The organism is Curtobacterium sp. MCPF17_031 (assembly GCF_003234035.1).
Classification (GTDB): Bacteria; Actinomycetota; Actinomycetes; order Actinomycetales; family Microbacteriaceae; genus Curtobacterium.
On sequence record NZ_QKSG01000002.1, the window covers coordinates 199,268 to 214,312 of the forward strand.

Annotated in this window: 18 protein-coding genes; 6 read left to right on the top strand and 12 right to left on the bottom strand. The window is 69.8% G+C overall.

Features of this window, described 5'->3' with window-relative positions:
- The first annotated feature begins 59 nt into the window (after positions 1-59).
- Both DEJ31_RS03950 and DEJ31_RS03955 read left to right on the top strand, forming a co-directional pair.
- Positions 60-671 carry an HD domain-containing protein gene (locus tag DEJ31_RS03950; RefSeq protein ID WP_111044639.1) on the top strand — a complete coding sequence of 204 codons (612 nt, stop codon included), beginning with the start codon at positions 60-62 and terminating at the stop codon, positions 669-671.
- A 289-nt stretch (positions 672-960) separates the two neighbouring features.
- The gene (locus DEJ31_RS03955; protein ID WP_110903312.1) at positions 961-1,248 is read left to right on the top strand and encodes a hypothetical protein; all 288 of its coding nucleotides are present in this window, start codon (positions 961-963) and stop codon (positions 1,246-1,248) included.
- Between the two features lie 122 nt (positions 1,249-1,370).
- Here the strand turns inward: DEJ31_RS03955 and DEJ31_RS03960 are convergent, their stop codons facing one another.
- Positions 1,371-1,712, bottom strand: a complete 342-nt coding sequence (locus tag DEJ31_RS03960) for a hypothetical protein (protein WP_110903392.1) — start codon at positions 1,710-1,712, stop codon at positions 1,371-1,373.
- A gap of 152 nt (positions 1,713-1,864) precedes the next feature.
- Between DEJ31_RS03960 and DEJ31_RS03965 the strand changes: the two genes are divergently transcribed.
- Together DEJ31_RS03965 and DEJ31_RS16830 are read left to right on the top strand one after the other, a co-directional pair.
- Positions 1,865-2,329, top strand: coding sequence for a nucleotidyltransferase domain-containing protein (locus tag DEJ31_RS03965; protein WP_110903313.1), 465 nt, complete (start codon positions 1,865-1,867; stop codon positions 2,327-2,329).
- Positions 2,326-2,706, top strand: coding sequence for a HepT-like ribonuclease domain-containing protein (locus DEJ31_RS16830; RefSeq protein WP_146240665.1), 381 nt, complete (start codon positions 2,326-2,328; stop codon positions 2,704-2,706). The genes DEJ31_RS03965 and DEJ31_RS16830 overlap by 4 nt, the downstream gene beginning before the upstream one ends.
- Positions 2,707-2,722: 16 nt before the next feature.
- Here DEJ31_RS16830 and DEJ31_RS03975 read toward each other — a convergent pair whose 3' ends face one another.
- From DEJ31_RS03975 to DEJ31_RS03990, 4 genes are all read right to left on the bottom strand, one after another.
- Positions 2,723-3,016, bottom strand: a complete 294-nt coding sequence (locus tag DEJ31_RS03975; RefSeq protein ID WP_110903315.1) for a hypothetical protein — start codon at positions 3,014-3,016, stop codon at positions 2,723-2,725.
- 37 nt (positions 3,017-3,053) lie between these two features.
- Complete coding sequence (locus DEJ31_RS03980; protein WP_110903316.1) at positions 3,054-3,758, bottom strand: TIGR02391 family protein; 705 nt, start codon at positions 3,756-3,758, stop codon at positions 3,054-3,056.
- A 235-nt stretch (positions 3,759-3,993) separates the two neighbouring features.
- The gene (gene ychF, locus DEJ31_RS03985; RefSeq protein WP_111044638.1) at positions 3,994-5,067 is read right to left on the bottom strand and encodes a redox-regulated ATPase YchF; all 1,074 of its coding nucleotides are present in this window, start codon (positions 5,065-5,067) and stop codon (positions 3,994-3,996) included.
- 11 nt (positions 5,068-5,078) lie between these two features.
- On the bottom strand, positions 5,079-5,666 hold the full coding sequence (locus DEJ31_RS03990; RefSeq protein ID WP_111078608.1) for a hypothetical protein: 588 nt from the start codon (positions 5,664-5,666) through the stop codon (positions 5,079-5,081).
- Positions 5,667-5,726: 60 nt separating this feature from the next.
- Between DEJ31_RS03990 and DEJ31_RS03995 the strand changes: the two genes are divergently transcribed.
- Positions 5,727-6,389 carry an exonuclease domain-containing protein gene (locus tag DEJ31_RS03995; RefSeq protein ID WP_111078607.1) on the top strand — a complete coding sequence of 221 codons (663 nt, stop codon included), beginning with the start codon at positions 5,727-5,729 and terminating at the stop codon, positions 6,387-6,389.
- 124 nt (positions 6,390-6,513) lie between these two features.
- Positions 6,514-7,272: a GntR family transcriptional regulator gene (locus DEJ31_RS04000; protein ID WP_111121250.1), complete on the top strand. Its 759-nt coding sequence runs from the start codon at positions 6,514-6,516 to the stop codon at positions 7,270-7,272.
- 15 nt (positions 7,273-7,287) lie between these two features.
- Here the strand turns inward: DEJ31_RS04000 and DEJ31_RS04005 are convergent, their stop codons facing one another.
- The 7 genes from DEJ31_RS04005 to iolD all read right to left on the bottom strand — a co-directional run bounded on the left by DEJ31_RS04005 (position 7,288) and on the right by iolD (position 15,036).
- The gene (locus DEJ31_RS04005) at positions 7,288-7,695 is read right to left on the bottom strand and encodes a tautomerase family protein (RefSeq protein ID WP_111121251.1); all 408 of its coding nucleotides are present in this window, start codon (positions 7,693-7,695) and stop codon (positions 7,288-7,290) included.
- A gap of 161 nt (positions 7,696-7,856) precedes the next feature.
- Positions 7,857-9,050, bottom strand: a complete 1,194-nt coding sequence (locus DEJ31_RS04010; protein ID WP_111121252.1) for a Gfo/Idh/MocA family protein — start codon at positions 9,048-9,050, stop codon at positions 7,857-7,859.
- A gap of 10 nt (positions 9,051-9,060) precedes the next feature.
- Complete coding sequence (locus DEJ31_RS04015; RefSeq protein ID WP_111121253.1) at positions 9,061-10,173, bottom strand: transaldolase family protein; 1,113 nt, start codon at positions 10,171-10,173, stop codon at positions 9,061-9,063.
- The gene (locus tag DEJ31_RS04020) at positions 10,170-11,039 is read right to left on the bottom strand and encodes a sugar phosphate isomerase/epimerase family protein (protein ID WP_110903324.1); all 870 of its coding nucleotides are present in this window, start codon (positions 11,037-11,039) and stop codon (positions 10,170-10,172) included. The genes DEJ31_RS04015 and DEJ31_RS04020 overlap by 4 nt, the downstream gene beginning before the upstream one ends.
- Positions 11,040-11,042: 3 nt before the next feature.
- On the bottom strand, positions 11,043-12,104 hold the full coding sequence (locus DEJ31_RS04025) for a Gfo/Idh/MocA family protein (RefSeq protein WP_111121254.1): 1,062 nt from the start codon (positions 12,102-12,104) through the stop codon (positions 11,043-11,045).
- 55 nt (positions 12,105-12,159) lie between these two features.
- A complete protein-coding gene (locus tag DEJ31_RS04030) occupies positions 12,160-13,113 on the bottom strand; it encodes a sugar phosphate isomerase/epimerase (protein WP_111121255.1) in 954 nt (317 codons plus the stop codon).
- A 33-nt stretch (positions 13,114-13,146) separates the two neighbouring features.
- Positions 13,147-15,036, bottom strand: coding sequence for a 3D-(3,5/4)-trihydroxycyclohexane-1,2-dione acylhydrolase (decyclizing) (gene iolD / locus DEJ31_RS04035; RefSeq protein WP_110903393.1), 1,890 nt, complete (start codon positions 15,034-15,036; stop codon positions 13,147-13,149).
- Between the last annotated feature and the right edge of the window lie 9 nt (positions 15,037-15,045).

The following is a 15,045-nucleotide window of genomic DNA, read 5'->3' on the forward strand; positions in this document are numbered from 1 at the left end:
ACCGGTTTCCCGCGTGTTACGCCTTCCGTCGGGGCCGCCGGGGCCACTAGCGTGCGGTCATGGCCCTCGACCTCGACGCACTGCTCGCTCCGCCGACGCCGACCGCGGCCCGGGCGCTGGACGTCGTCGGTGCCTGGTCGTCGCCGGCTCTCGTGCACCACTGCCTGCGGTCCTGGGCGTGGGCGACGCTCCTGGCGCCGACGATCGAACTCGCCCCGGACCCCGAGCTGCTCTTCGTCGCGACGATGCTCCACGACCTCGGTGTCACCCCGCACTTCGACGCCGTGCAGGTCCCCTTCGAGGTCGCTGGCGGCGCCGTGGGCAGTGTCTTCGCGATCGGCGCCGGCTGGCCCGCCGCACGCGCGCGGCGCGTCGGGGAGATCGTCGAGCGGCACATGTGGCCCGAGGTCGACCCGGACCTCGACGCCGAGGGGCACCTGCTCGAGGTCGCGACCTCGCTCGACGTCTCCGGCGTCGGCATGGAGCGCTGGGACCACGACGACCTCCGCACCGTGACCGCCGCCCTCCCCCGTCTCGGCTTCTCCGACGACTTCCACGAGCTCGTGCACGACCAGGCGGGTCGGAAGCCTGAGTCGGCAGCTGCCCGGCTGGACCACTCCGGGAACGTGCTGGCCGGTGGCCAGCGGTGGGCGAGCCTCCTGGCCGGTTGAGGCGCAACGGTGTGCCGGGCGGTCCGGTGACGGTCGGGCGGACTGGACAAGTCCTGCTCTCGTGCGTAGAGTGTCTTCCTGGTGCATTGCAGCGAACCCATCTGACTCGCGCACACCGACCGTCTCGAACCGATCCCCCTGGGTCGCATTCCAGCGAGACCACCGCTCCCCGACTGGCGAGCACTTGCACGTCGAATGCCGACGTGCGCGTCCGCGCTCCTGCGGCCGACGAGACCAATGAGTCCGTCCGGCCCCGCGCGACGCCGAACGACTGAAGAAAGACAGCACCATGACCACGAACGAACGCACCATCATCACCGGGACCGCCATCGCGGCTCCCACCGTCTCCCCCGACCGCATCGCCGAGTTCCCCGTCCGCGAGGACCGCTCGCAGCGCGAGTTCCTCGTGCGCATGCCGGCCGACGACCTCGGGCTGTTCCTCACGCCCGGCGTCCGCGTCGCCGTCGACGGCGAAGCGGGCTGGGTCGTCCCGGGCCGCTCCTGGCGCGGCGAGGCCAGCCGGACCATCCTGCAGGCGCGCGCCGTGCAGGCGCCGGAACTGGCCCTGGCCGCCTGACACCCGCGCACACCGGAACGCCGTCCCTTCGGGGGCGGCGTTCCGTCGTTCCGGGCGAAGGCCCCGGCTCTGGCCCTGGCACCGGCCCTGGCCCTGGCCCTGGCCGGGACCCCGGTTGCGCCCTACCTCGCCTGGTCGCCCTCGGCCGCGCCGACGAACCGTCGGCCACCATCAGCGTTCACCGGCTGCTGCCCGCCGCACTGGTCCGCCGCGTCCCGCAGCCGACGGATGAACGTCGGGTCCTCCGGTTCGAGTTCGTCGTCCGGTGCCTGACGCACCACGATCTCGCTCGACGGTCCGACGAGCATCGTCGTCCGCTCGACCGCCCCGTCCTCGCCGACCGTCGGCACCGCGATCGTGTCCGTGCGGGTGTTCGCCCCGAGCACCGCCGCGTAGTCCGCGACCGCGTCCGCGATCAGGTCCCCCGTCAGGATGTCCGTGCCGTCGTAGTGGATGTACTTCACGATGTGACCTCCCTCGTCCTGACGGTAGGCACCGGGGTGCAGCAGACAGCACAGGATCGGGCGGGAGGCGCGGGCGATGGACAACTCGTGACCTGCGCAGCCGTTGAACGGCCAGAGCCCGACGTCTATAGTCGGTGGCTATAGGAGGAGCCATGCGCCTGGACCACGCCGCAGACCTGATCCGCCTCGCACGTGAGGACATCGGCATGACGCAGACCGCGCTTGCGCGCGCCGCGGGCATGCAGCAGCCGACCATCTCCGCCTACGAGGCCGGCCGGAAGCAGCCGCGCGCTGAGTCGTTCGAGCGCATCATGGCAGCGGCGCAGACCAGGCCGAGCATCCCGCTCACTGTTTACGCGGACGAGATCAGATCCGCTGCAAGTCAGCACCGGCTGCGCGATGTCCGGGTCTTCGGGTCGGCGGTTCGGGGAACGGACACTGCGAGCAGTGACATCGACCTCCTCGTCACCACGGAAGAAGGAGCCGACCTTTTCGATCTCGGCGGCTTCGTCTCGGTGGTCGAAGACATCACCGGTTTCCCCGTCGACGTACTCACCGAGGAGCAGCTCGACGACGAGCACTTCGCGCACGTCCGCGACGACGCGGTGCCTCTGTGAGCGACGAAGCGGAGCGCTTCAGCCCGCGCCCACGAATTGTCCCTGGCGGCGGAGTCGACCGCTGGCCCGGGCTCGAAGCCGCACTCCTCGATCTCTTGGCCGAGTGTTCATCGATCGTCGAACATGGGCGAGCCGTGTTCGAAGCGCCCAGGAGCCTGACCTACCGCGCTGCCGAAGCCGTCGTCATCCACTTCGACGATCTGCTCGGACGACTTCCGGAAGACCGCCTCGGCCGCCTTCCCGGCGGACTGTCTCTCGCTGCCGTGCGTCGGACGCGGAACATCCTGTCGCACGACTACCGGGCGGCGCAGAAGTCGATCATCTGGGACGTCGTCGAACAACGAATCCCAGCGGTGATCGCGGCACTGGTGGAATGACGCGCGTCGACCGACCTCAGAGCACCTCACCGGTGGGGTAGAGCACCCACGGGCCGGGACCGGTCTCGGGGCAGTGCTCGTCCATCACCCGCTTCACCACGTCGTAGTCCGCGGGAGCACGCCGGTACATCAGCGCGACGAGGTCCACTTCGGTCCCCACGCGACCGTCCGGCCAGCGCGCGTCGTAGTGGATCGCACGCCTCGGCCGACGGAGCCACCGTGATGTCCGGATCTCCGCGACGGCGCGGAAGACCGTCGGGAGCTCCTCCGACAGCGGAACCGGTCCGCCTGCTGCTCCATCGTCCCCCATGCCCGCGATCTTAGGACGGAGATGCGGACCAGCCGACTCAGTTGTCGAAGCGGAACTCCACCGCGACCTCCGCGCGCTCGATCCAGCGCGACAGCAGGCTGAAACCTGCCAACGCCTCCATCGATTCTGTCTCTCCGAACTGGTGCACTTCTGCTCCGACGTGATTGATCGTGTTCCGAACCGCAGAGTAGAGCCCACGGCCAAGCAGTGACGCACCGACGTGCACATCCTTGAACAGGTCAGGGTTCGACCGGTCCACGAGCCGAAGACGGGGTCGACCCTCCGCGGGCTCCTCGGTGCTGAACGCCTCCTGCAGAAGCTTCGCTTCCCCGATGTCCTTCCGCCCCATCTTCTTCTGAAGCCGGCTGTTCACGTTGACGCCCGCGGCCCATACCGCGGCGTCGAAGTTGCCACTCGACCAGTGCGACTTCGCGGCGTCCCACACCCACGGGTGCATGCTCTCGCCTGAATACGCCGGCGGTGGTTCGTCCAGCCCCAGCCGGCGGCGCACTTCATCGCCCTCGATCAGCTCCCATCGGAGTTTCGTCGCGAGGTCGCGGTTCAACCAGTGCGGCGCCTTCTCGTAGACCGCTTGCGCGATCAGGGAGACGACGTGCCCGGCCTCTTTGATCTGGCGCTCGCTGCCACGAAACCGCGACTTCTTGTTGGGCCGCTGCTCCTCGACCGGCAGGGAACCCGCTCGGTCAGGCTCAGGTAGTTCTCCAGCTGTTCGAGCGCCCACTCCACGTCCACGGGGAGGAGGCTACTGGGAGCCACCGTCACCGCGATGCCGGCCAGCCGGCGACGGCGTCCGGGCACCGTGTCCTGGATGCTCGTCACCCGACCGGCCGGCACCCGCGTAGGTCATGGCGTCACCGTATCGGTCCGTCGTGCTGTCGGGGTGACCGTGACGAGGAGCACACGTGAGCTTCGCGATCAACTTCCTCGCGTGGCGGCGGTCGCGACAGCCGTGGCGGTCAGTTGTTGAAGCGGAACTCCACCACGTCGCCGTCCTGCATGACGTACTCCTTGCCCTCGATGCGGGCCTTGCCCTGCGCACGAGCCTCGGCGATGGAGCCGGTGGCGATGAGGTCGTCGAACGAGATGACCTCGGCCTTGATGAAGCCCTTCTCGAAGTCCGTGTGGATGACGCCGGCAGCCTGGGGAGCCTTCCACCCCTTGCCGATCGTCCATGCACGGGCTTCCTTCGGCCCCGCCGTCAGGTAGGTCTGCAGTCCGAGGGTCTCGAACCCGATGCGGGCGAGCTGGTCGAGGCCGGACTCGGTCTGACCGGTCGATTCCAGGAGCTCCTTGGCGTCCTCGGGGTCGAGGTCGATGAGTTCGGACTCGACCTGGGCGTCGAGGAACACGGCGTGCGCGGGGGCGACGAGCGCGGACAACTCGGCCTTCCGCGACTCGTCCGTCAGGATCGCCTCGTCAACGTTGAAGACGAAGATGAACGGCTTGGCGCTGAGGAGCCCGAGCTCCTTGATCGGCTCGAGGTCGATCGAGGTCGCGGAGAGGAGCACGCCCTTCTCGAGCTCGGCCTTCGCGGCGTTCGCCGCCTCGAGGACGGCGGGCTCGGCCTGCTTGAGCTTGAGCAGCTTCTCGTACCGCGGGAGCGCCTTGTCGATGGTCTCCATGTCGGCGAGGATCAGCTCGGTGTTGATGACCTCGAGGTCGTCCTTCGGGGAGACCTTGTTCGCCACGTGCACGACGTCGTCGTCGGTGAACCCGCGGACGACCTGCGCGATGGCGTCGGCTTCGCGGATGTTGGCGAGGAACTTGTTGCCGAGCCCCTCCCCCTCGCTCGCACCCTTGACGATGCCGGCGATGTCGACGAACGACACCGGCGCGGGCACGGTCTTCTCAGAGTGGAACAGCTCGGCGAGCTGGTCGAGACGCGGGTCGGGGAGGTTCACCACGCCGACGTTGGGCTCGATGGTGGCGAACGGGTAGTTGGCCGCGAGCACCTGGTTCTTGGTCAGGGCGTTGAACAGGGTCGACTTGCCGACGTTCGGGAGACCGACGATTCCGATGGTGAGAGCCACGGGAGCACAGCCTACCGGCGGCAGCCTGTCGGGGCCGACCCGAGCCTCCCGTCCGTCTCCCTCGTCACCGCACGCACGGCGTGCTCGACCACGGCCAGGGCCTCGGCCTGGAGGCGCTGCGACGCCTTCCAGTCGCCGGGCACCTCGAGTCGGTGGTCGGCTCGGTCGACGGTCTGGAGTCGCGCCCGCGTCCCGCGCACCAGTTCCGGCCGCCAGACGGGATCAGCCGAACCGCCGAGTGCGGTGTGCGCGTCGTCGGCTGCGGCGAGCGCGGCCCGCACCGCTTCGTGGGTGAGGACCGGCGTCAGCCAGACGCCGGGGACGCTCGCATCGATCGCCCAGGGCAGGGCGGCGCAGCCGAACGACTTGGCGACGACGAGGTCCGGCCGTCGTCCGGCGAGCGCGGTCGTCAGCGCCTGCTGCACGAAACGGACCGGGTCGGCCTCGGCGACGTCGTCGACGACCCATCGGGGCGCGACGACCTCGCAGCCGGCTTGCCGGGCGATGGCGTCCGTCCACCAGAGCAGCGGCGCCTGCTGGCCGTACCCGGCGCCCGCGAGGACCAGGACGAGCGGGGTGCGCCGCAGCGGGTTCTCCATGTCTCGAGGGTAGGAGCGGGCACGCCCCCTCGACGCACCACGCCGCGTCCGGTTCCGGTGATGTCGGTTCTCCGTGCAACGATCGAAGGCGTGCTGAACTTCACCGCCATCGACTTCGAGACCGCGAACAACTCGCCCGCCAGCGCGTGTTCGGTCGGACTCGTGAAGGTGCGTGGCGGTCGGGTCGTCGATCGGGCTTCGTGGTTCATCCGTCCGCCGGCCGGGCACGACGACTTCCTCGAGTGGAACACGCGCATCCACGGGATCGTCGAGTCGGACGTCGTGCACGCGAAGTCGTGGGAGCAGCAGTACCCGGACCTGGTGGCGTTCGCCGAGGGGGACGTGCTGGTCGCGCACAACGCCCGTTTCGACATGGGCGTCATCGCCGGCGGGTGTGCGGCGACGGGGATCGAACTGGCCGAGCACCACTCGATGTGCTCGCTGCAGGTCGCCCGCAAGACCTACACCCTCGACTCGTACCGTCTGCCGATGGCGGCGATGGCTGCCGGGTTCTCGGGCTTCCAACACCACGACGCCGCCGCCGACGCCGAAGCCTGCGCCGCGATCGTCGTGCACGCTGCCGGTCACCACGGGGTGCCGACGGTCGAGGCCCTCGGTGCCGTCACCCGGGTGACGATCAACCCGGTGCGCGCCCGAGTCGAGAAGCCGAAGTCTGCAGTGCAGCCCCGGCTGTCCCGCCGTCCGATGGTCTTCTCCGACTGACGCGGCCCAGCCGGCCGGTCCTGGCCGCGCCGGCCGGTCCTGGCCACGCCACGCCCGGTGGTATTGTCACGACAATATGCCCGGCGCTGGTGCTCGGGCCCGTTCTCCCCTGCGAAGGACCGCGATGACCAACGATGGCCAGCTGCCGTCCGACCTGTTCATGGACCTGGACCGGTCGGGTCCGATGCCCCTGTACCACCAGGTCGCCTCACGCATCGAGGAGTCGATCCGCTCCGGTGCGATGCCGCCCGGCGCTCGTCTCGAGAACGAGATCGCCCTCGGCGAGCGCCTCGGCCTGTCCCGCCCGACCATCCGACGTGCCATCCAGGACCTCGTCGACAAGGGGCTGCTCGTCCGCCGACGTGGCATCGGCACGCAGGTCGTGCACGGACCGGTCACCCGCAAGGTCGAGCTGACCAGCCTGTACGACGACCTGACGCAGGGGTCGCAGCAGCCGACGACGAAGCTCCTCGACCGCAGCGACGTCCCGGCGACCCGGGCCGTGGCCGAGGCCCTCGGCGTCGAGGTCGGGGCGAGCGTCGTGCACGTCCTCCGCGTCCGGTTCGCCGAGGACGTGCCGATGGCGGTGCTCGAGAACTACCTGCCGCCCGAGTTCGCGGACATCACCGATGAGGACCTCCGCGCCCACGGCCTCTACCAGCTGCTGCGGTCCCGCGGGGTGACGATGCGGGTCGCGAAGCAGCGGATCGGTGCCCGTGCGGCGACCGACGACGAGGCGGGTCTGCTCGAGATCGAGGACGGCGACCCCGTGCTGACCATGAGCCGGACGGCGTACGACGCCTCGGGTCGAGCGGTCGAGTACGGCGTGCACTGCTACCGGCCGGACCGGTACTCGTTCGAGGTCACGCTCGTCGACAAGTAGGGCCTGGCAGGCCAGTCAGCTCGCGCTGGGGACGCCGAGTTCGCCGGTCAGGTACTGGGCGCGACCGAAGCCGAACGACCAGTCCTGGGGACCGTTCTCGACGTAGCCGATGAAGACGTCCTCGGAGGCGACGCCCACCCCGGCGAGCGCGTCGTGGATCGCGGCGTAGAGCGCCTGCTTCGCGTCGTCTGACCGCCCCCGCTGGGTGAAGACCTGGATCATGACGACACCCTCGGTGCGTTCGAAGCCGAGGCCGGCGTCCTGCGCGATGATCTGCGTCGGCGGGTGTTCGGTGATGACCTGGAAGCGGTCTCGCTCCGGGATCCCGTAGACGTCGACGATCGCCTGGTGGGTGGCGTCGGCGATCGCGCGGACGGCTTCCGGGGTGCGACCGGTGGCGAGGTCGAATCGGACGAGCGGCATGGTGCCTCCTGCTGGTGGTGACTTTGTCAGGACATACTATCGCCCCCGCTGCTGCGGCGGCGACCAGCGGGCGTCGTGCGTCACCCCATGACGGACGGGAGGCGCGTCACCAGCTGGTGACGCGCCTCCCGTCAGGATCGTGGTCGGTGGACCCGCCGGGATCAGAACACCGGTGTCGGCGCGTCCGCGGTGAGCAGTCCGTCGATCCGTGCCACGTCGTGCCAGGCCCCGTCGGCAAGCGAGGCCTCCGCCGCTTCCACGATCGACGCTGCTGCGAGCCCGTCCGCCACCGACGGCGCGAGTTGGCGGCCGCTCCGGACGCTCGCCAGGAACTGCGCCGCCTCGATCGTCTTGAGGTCGTCGTACCCCATCGCGGTCCCGGCGCCCGGTTGGAAGCGGGCGAACTCGCCGTCCCCGGGCGCGACGTACACGGTCGTGTAGCCGTGCGTCTCCTGCCCGTCGAGGCAGACCTGCAGTTCGTTCATCCGCTGGAAGTCCCACCGGATCGACCCGGCGGTGCCGTAGACCTCGATCGTGTACTCGGCGTGCGGACCGCGCATCACCCGGCTGGAGTCCATCGTCCCGACCGCACCGTCGTCGAAGCGGAAGAGCAGGGCGGCGTAGTCCTCGTTCTCGACCGGCCTGCGGTCACCGGTCGCGGCGGCGCTGCGGTCGACGATCCCGGCGCCGGGCAGCGGCCGCTCCGTGATGAAGGTCTCGGCGAGTGCGGTGACGCTCGCGATCCGGCCGACGAGGTACTGCGCCAGGTCCAGGCCGTGCGACAGCAGGTCACCGAGCACGCCGGACCCCGCTCGGTCGCGCTCGAAGCGCCAGGTCAGCGGAGCCGCCGGGTCGGACGAGTAGTCGGCGAGCAGGGAGCCGCGGACGTTCGTGATCCGGCCGAGCCTCCCGCCGCGGACGAGCTCACGTGCCCGCTCGACCGCGGGTGCGTGCCGGTAGTTGAACCCCACGCTCGTGACCACCCCCGCCCGTTGGACGGCGTCGTGGATGTCACGGGAGTCGCTGGCGTACCGGCCCATCGGCTTCTCGATCCAGAACGGCTTGCCCGCCTGGGCCGCCGTGACCGCCATCTCGCGGTGCAGGAAGTTCGGGGAGCAGATCGAGACGACGTCGACCTCCGGGTCCGTGAGGACCTCCTGCCAGTCGGCGACGGCCCGCTCGTAGCCGAGCCGTTCCGTGGCCTGCTCCCGTGCCGCAGACACCGGGTCGGCCGCGACCACCAGGCGCGGGCGGACTCCGAGTTCCGGGAAGTGGTCCGGCAGCGCTCGGTAGGCGCGAGAGTGCAGGCGTCCCATCCACCCCACCGAGATGAGCCCCACCCCGACCGTGTCCATCGTCGACGACCTAGGCGGCCGGGACGATGATGTCGCGCACGAGGGCGTCGAGTTGCGCATCGGCGTCGAGGAACTGGCGGAGCGTCGTGACGGTCGCGCCGAACCGGTCGAACTCGTCGATGGTCATGCCGTCGACGTCGTGACCACGGGCGAACTCCGGCGTCGCACGGCGGAGTGCCTCGAGGACGTGTGCCGGTACCTCGTCGTCGATCGCGTCCGGACGGAACGGGAACGCGTTGTCGTTGATGTCCTTCGTCCACTGGAACGGCGGCGAAACGACGAGGTCACCGCCCTGGAACTCGGACCACTGCAGTGCGTTCCGGAAGGCCGCGACGAGGACCCGGGATCGGAAGTCGCGCTCCTGGAACACCCGGTACGCGTTCTTCACCGCGGCGACCCCGGCCCACTCGAGGTACCCCGGGTCGATCATCACGTGGTCGCGCTTGACGACGGTCTTCAGCCAGTCGTCGAACCGACCGGCCATCAGGGTGACGACGTGCCCGAACTCCTGCTCGGGCAGACCGTCGGCCGCCCGGCGGTCCAACGCACGCTCGATCGCCTCGCCGACCGCGACGACCTGCGCCACCGTGAACGACACGGTCGCGTTGATCGAGACACCCCGGTACGCCGCTTCCTCGATGGCCGCGATGCCGACCTTCGTCGCCGGGATCTTCACGATGATGTTCGGCGCGAGGCCGGAGAAGCGCACGGCCTGCTCGACGAGGGCATCCCGGTCGCGGTGCAGGCGCGGGTCGGTCTGCATGCTGAGCCGGCCGTTGCGACCGCCCGATGCCTCGAACGCCGGCAGCAGCTGCGCGGCAGCGTTGACCGAGAGCTCCTCGACCGCCATCCACCCGAGTGCGGTCTCCCCCGCGGTCGGGTGTTCCTCGGCGAGCTGTCGGATGCGCGGGACCCAGACCTCCGGGTCCTGCCTGATGCACGTGTAGGCGATGACCGGATTGCATGTCGCCCCGACCGCTCCGTACTCGGAGATCGCGGTCGCGAGCTCGTGCGGGTCGGCGGAGTCGTTCCACAGCGCGGTGGGCGTCTGCTCCGTCGCCTGCAGGGTGACCGGGCGGACGTCGACCGCAGCCGCGTCCTGGGTCTCGAGCGTGCTCGTCATCGGTGGAGTCCCTTCGTGATCTGGTCGAGCTGGAACCGCGACACCGCGTCGGCGTTCTCGTCCTCGGCGAAGACGCTCGACACCGCGACGGTGTCGTCACGGCCGGAGAAGCCCACCCGGTCGAGCGCGCGCCAGAACGCGTCGAAGTCGACGTCGCCCTGCCCGACCGGCAGGTGCTGGTGCACCCGGACCGGGTTGCCGGGCGGGTTCGTGATGTAGCGGAGGCCGTGCGAGCGACGGTGGTCGTACGCATCCGCCACGTGGATGAGTTGGAGGGAGTCACCGGCGGCGTCGATGACCGCGTCCATGTCCCCGCCGTAGTGGAAGGTGTGGCAGGCGACGTAGACGAAGCCGACGTTCTTCGAGTTCAGCCCGCGGATCACCCGGAGTGCTTCGAGACCGTCCTCGACGAAGTCGTCGGGGTGCGGGTCGATGAGCACCCGGAGGTCCGCGTCCTCGATGATCGGCAGGAGCTCCTCCATCGCCCAGTAGAACTGTGCCTCGGACTCCTCGGCACGTTCGGGTCGGCCGGAGAACTCGGTGTTGATGGTGTCCACGCCGAGCCGCTTGGTGATCTCGATGACGCGCTTCCACTGCTTGACGGCGGTCTCCCGCGTCTCCCGGTCGGGCCCGGACCAGCGGAGCACCGGCAGCACCGACGCCACCTGGACGCCGGCGTCGACGCAGGCTGCCGCGAACGCGTCGACGAGGTCGTCGTCCGCCTTCGGGTGCCGGTGGAACGGGATGAAGTCGCGGTGCGGGGTCAGCTGCAGGTACTCGTAGCCCAGCTCGGCGACCTTCCGGGGGAACTCGAGCAGGTCGAGGTCGTGGTGGAACGGGGTCGGATCGAGGGCGATCTTCGGCACGGGCTACGCTCCCACGAGGACGTCGGCCGGTGCGGCAGCCGCGTCGTAGAACGCCGGCTTGACCACCGCGTACTCCACGGGCTCGGTTGCGCCGGACTGCTGCGCGCGGACGGCGACCTCGGCGACGACGGATGCCGTGTAGCCGTCCCAGGCGCTCGGCCCGTCGATGCCGCCGTCGCGAGCGGCATCGACCCAGCGCTGCACCTCTTCGTCGTAGGCCGCCGCGAACCGTTCCTTGAACGACGGCGTGACGCCCTGACCAGAGACCCCGGCGGACACGATCGTCTGCGAGGTGTCGCGCCCGATGTAGGCGACACCGGACTCGAACACGGCGTCGGTGGTGACCTGGTACCCGAACTGGGCGTTGACGTTGATCTCGACGATCGCCATCGTCCCCGACTCGGTCGTGAACAGCACGAACTGCGGCTCGGGCAGGTCGGCCGGTGCCAGCGAGTTCTTCCGCGGCTTCTTGACCTCGACGCTCGTGATCGCTTCGCCCGTGAGGAACGGGATGATGTCGATCTCGTGGATCACCGAGTCGTGGATGAGCATCGACTCGCTGAAGTTCGGTGGCGTGGTCGGGTTGCGGTGGGCGTGGTGCAGCGCGAGCAGAGCCCCGTTCGCGCCCGACTCCCGCAGCGCCTTGAGCTCCTGGTACCCGGCGTCGAACCGTCGCATGAACCCGACCTGGATCGTCGGACGGCTGGCGTGTTCCTGCTCGAGCTGCACGATGCGCAGGCTGTCCTCGGCGCTGGTCGTCAGCGGCTTCTCACAGAGCACGGCGAGACCGCGCTCGAGAGCGGTCACGAGGATGGGCTCGTGCAGGAAACCGGGGGTCGCGATGATGACACCGTCGATGTCGGTGGAGTCGAGGGCTTCCTCGAACGAGGCCGCGGTGATCGCACCCGGGGCCAGCGCAGCAGCGGCGGCGGCCCGGGACGCGTCCGGCTCGACGACCGCGACGACGTCGGCGTTCGAGATCTTCGCGGTGATGCGTCGGACGTGGTCCGCGCCCATCATGCCCGCGCCGACGACGGCGACGCGGAGGTTCTGCGTGGTGCTCATGGCTGTCTTCCTCTGTGTGGTGGACGTGGTCGTGGTGACGGTGGCGTTCGCGACGTCAGTCGGTCCGCGCGGCCGCGGTCGAACCGAAGATGTGCTGGAAGGTGCGCTCGGCGATCGGCCCCGGGGCGTCGATGGAGCAGCCGTACATGTCCTGCTCGACGATGCCGAACACCTCGGGGTTGATGCGGGCGACGGCCTCGATGATCGGCGCGAGCGCCGGGGTACCGTGCGGCGGCTCGGTCATGATGCCCTGCGACACCGCGGTGGCGAACGGCACGTCGTTCTTCAGTACGTCGAACAGCAGATCGGTGTCGACCTGCTTGAGGTGCAGGTACCCGATGCGGTCCGGGTGCTCGGCGATGAGCTTCAGGTTGTCGCCGCCGTAGTAGGCGAAGTGGCCCGTGTCGAGGCACAGGTTCGTGTACCGCTGGTCGGTGACCTCCAGGAAGCGCACGGTCTCCTTGAACGTCCCGACGTGGCTGTCCGCGTGCGTGTGGAACTGCTGGTGGACACCGAACTCCTCGAGCAGCGCCTTGCCGAGTCGGTCGTGCCCCGTGCCCAGGCGCTCCCACTGCTCGTCGCTGAGCGTCCGGGGCTCGAGGACCTCCTCGGTGGCGTCCGAGCGCCACAGGTCCGGGATCGTCACGAGGTGTTCCGCCCCGAGGGCCGCTGCGAGTCCGGCGACAGCGACCGCCTGGTCCCAGGCACGCTGGAACTGGTCGTCGCCCTTGTGGAACCCGGTGAAGACGGTGCCGGCCGACAGCTGCAGGCCTCGGGACTCGAGCTCGTCGGACAGCTGCGCCGGGTCGGTCGGCAGGTAGCCGTACGGGCCGAGTTCGATCCACCGGTACCCGGCGGCCGCGGCCTCGTCGAGGAAGCGCTGCCACGGCACCTGGTTCGGGTCGTCCGGGAACCAGACGCCCCAGGAGTCGGGAGCGGTGCCGATGCGGATGCCGGCGGTGGTGGTGTCCTCGTCGGGGACCCCGGTGGGGGTGGCGGTGTCGGTCATGACGTCGCTGTCGCTTTCTGTCTCGGATCGGGTTCAGCCGAGCAGCGGACGCTGCGCGGCGACCTGCTGCTCGTACTCGGCGCGGGCGGCCTGCGTGCTGGGGAGCGTGGAGGTCTGTGCGACCGGCACGTCCCACCAGCCGTCGCCGTCCGGCGCGTACACGAGCGGGTCGGAGTTGATGTGCACGAGCGTGGTGTGCTGGTTCGCCTTCGCCTGGCGGAGCGCTGCGGTGAGGTCGGCGATGCTGTCCGGTCCGGGCTGCACCTCGATCACGTCGACGCCGTAGGACCGGGCGTTCGCAGCGAGGTCGACGGGCAACGGCTCGCCGTTGTCGAACGACTGCGTCTCGTCCAGGTAGCGGTACTTCGTGCCGTACCGCTCCGACCCCACGGTCTCCGACAGGTGGCCGATCGAGGCGTACCCGTGGTTCTGGATGAGCACCACGATGATCTTGATGCCCTCGGCGACGGCGGTCACGAGCTCCGTGTGCAGCATCAGGTACGAGCCGTCACCGACCATCACGATGGCATCGCGGTCCGGTGCTGCGCGGCGGACACCGATGCCGCCGGCGATCTCGTAGCCCATGCACGAGAAGGCGTACTCGACGTGGTAGCCGAGGGCGTCGCGGACCCGCCAGAGCTTGTGCAGGTCGCCGGGCAGCGACCCGGCGGCCTGGATGACGACGTCACGCGGATCGCTGGCAGCCTGGACGGCGCCGATGATCTCGGCCTGCCCGGGCAGATCGGCGCCGGACGGGGCGAACGCCTCGTCGACGATAGCGTCCCACTCGCGCTTCCGGTCCCGGACCTCGGCGACGTAGCCGGCGTCGACCGCGTACGACGAGTCGGCGGTGAGGGCCGCGGTCAACGCGACCAGGGCCTCCCGGGCGTCCGCGATCACCGGCAGCTGCGTGCCGTGCTTGTAGGCGTCGAAGGACGCCACGTTGACGTTGACGAAGGTGACGTCGGGGTCCTGGAAGGCCGTGCGGGACGCCGTGGTGAAGTCGCTGTACCGCGTCCCGATCCCGATGACCACGTCGGCCTGCGCGGCGACGGCGTTCGCGGCGGCCGTGCCGGTGGCCCCGATGCCGCCGAGGTACTGCGGGTGGTCCCAGACCAGGGATCCACCTCCGGCCTGCGAGGTGCCCACCGGGATGCCCGTGGCCTCGACGAAGCGACGGAGCTCGTCCTCGGCGCCGGAGTAGAGGACCCCACCACCGGCGACGATGACCGGACGCTTCGCCTGTCGGATCGCGGCGACGGCACGCGCCAACGGACCGGTCTCCGGGATCGGACGCCGGATGTGCCACTCGCGGGGCTGCAGGAACGCGACGGGGACGTCGAGTTGTTCGGCCTGGACGTCCTCCGGCAGGGCGATCGTCACCGCACCGGTCTCGGCCGGGTCGGTGAGGACCCGCATGGCCTGGAGCGCGATCGAGAAGAGCTGCTCCGGTCGGACCACCCGGTCGAAGAAGCGCGAGAGCGGACGGAACGCGTCGGTCACCTGGATCGACGTGTCGTGGGGCATCTCGATCTGCTGCAGCACCGGGTCGGTCGTCCGCGTGGCGAAGGTGTCCGAGGGCAGCAGCAGTGCCGGCAGCCGGTTCGTCGTGGCGAGCGCGGCGGCGGTGAGCATGTTCGCAGCGCCCGGCCCGACCGACGCCGTCGACGCGAAGGTCGCACGACGGCGGTGCATCCGGGCGAACCCGACGGCCTCGTGCACCATCGCCTGCTCGTTGCGGGCCTGGTGGTACGGCAGCAGTCCGGGCTGCTCGACGTGCAGCTGCTTGATCGCCTGGCCGAGGCCGGCGACGTTGCCGTGACCGAAGATCCCGAAGACCCCCGGGATCGTGCGCTCGCGGACGTCACCGTCCACCGTCCACTGGTTCGCCAGGAACTCGACGAGCGCCTGGCCGACGGTCATGCGGCGCGT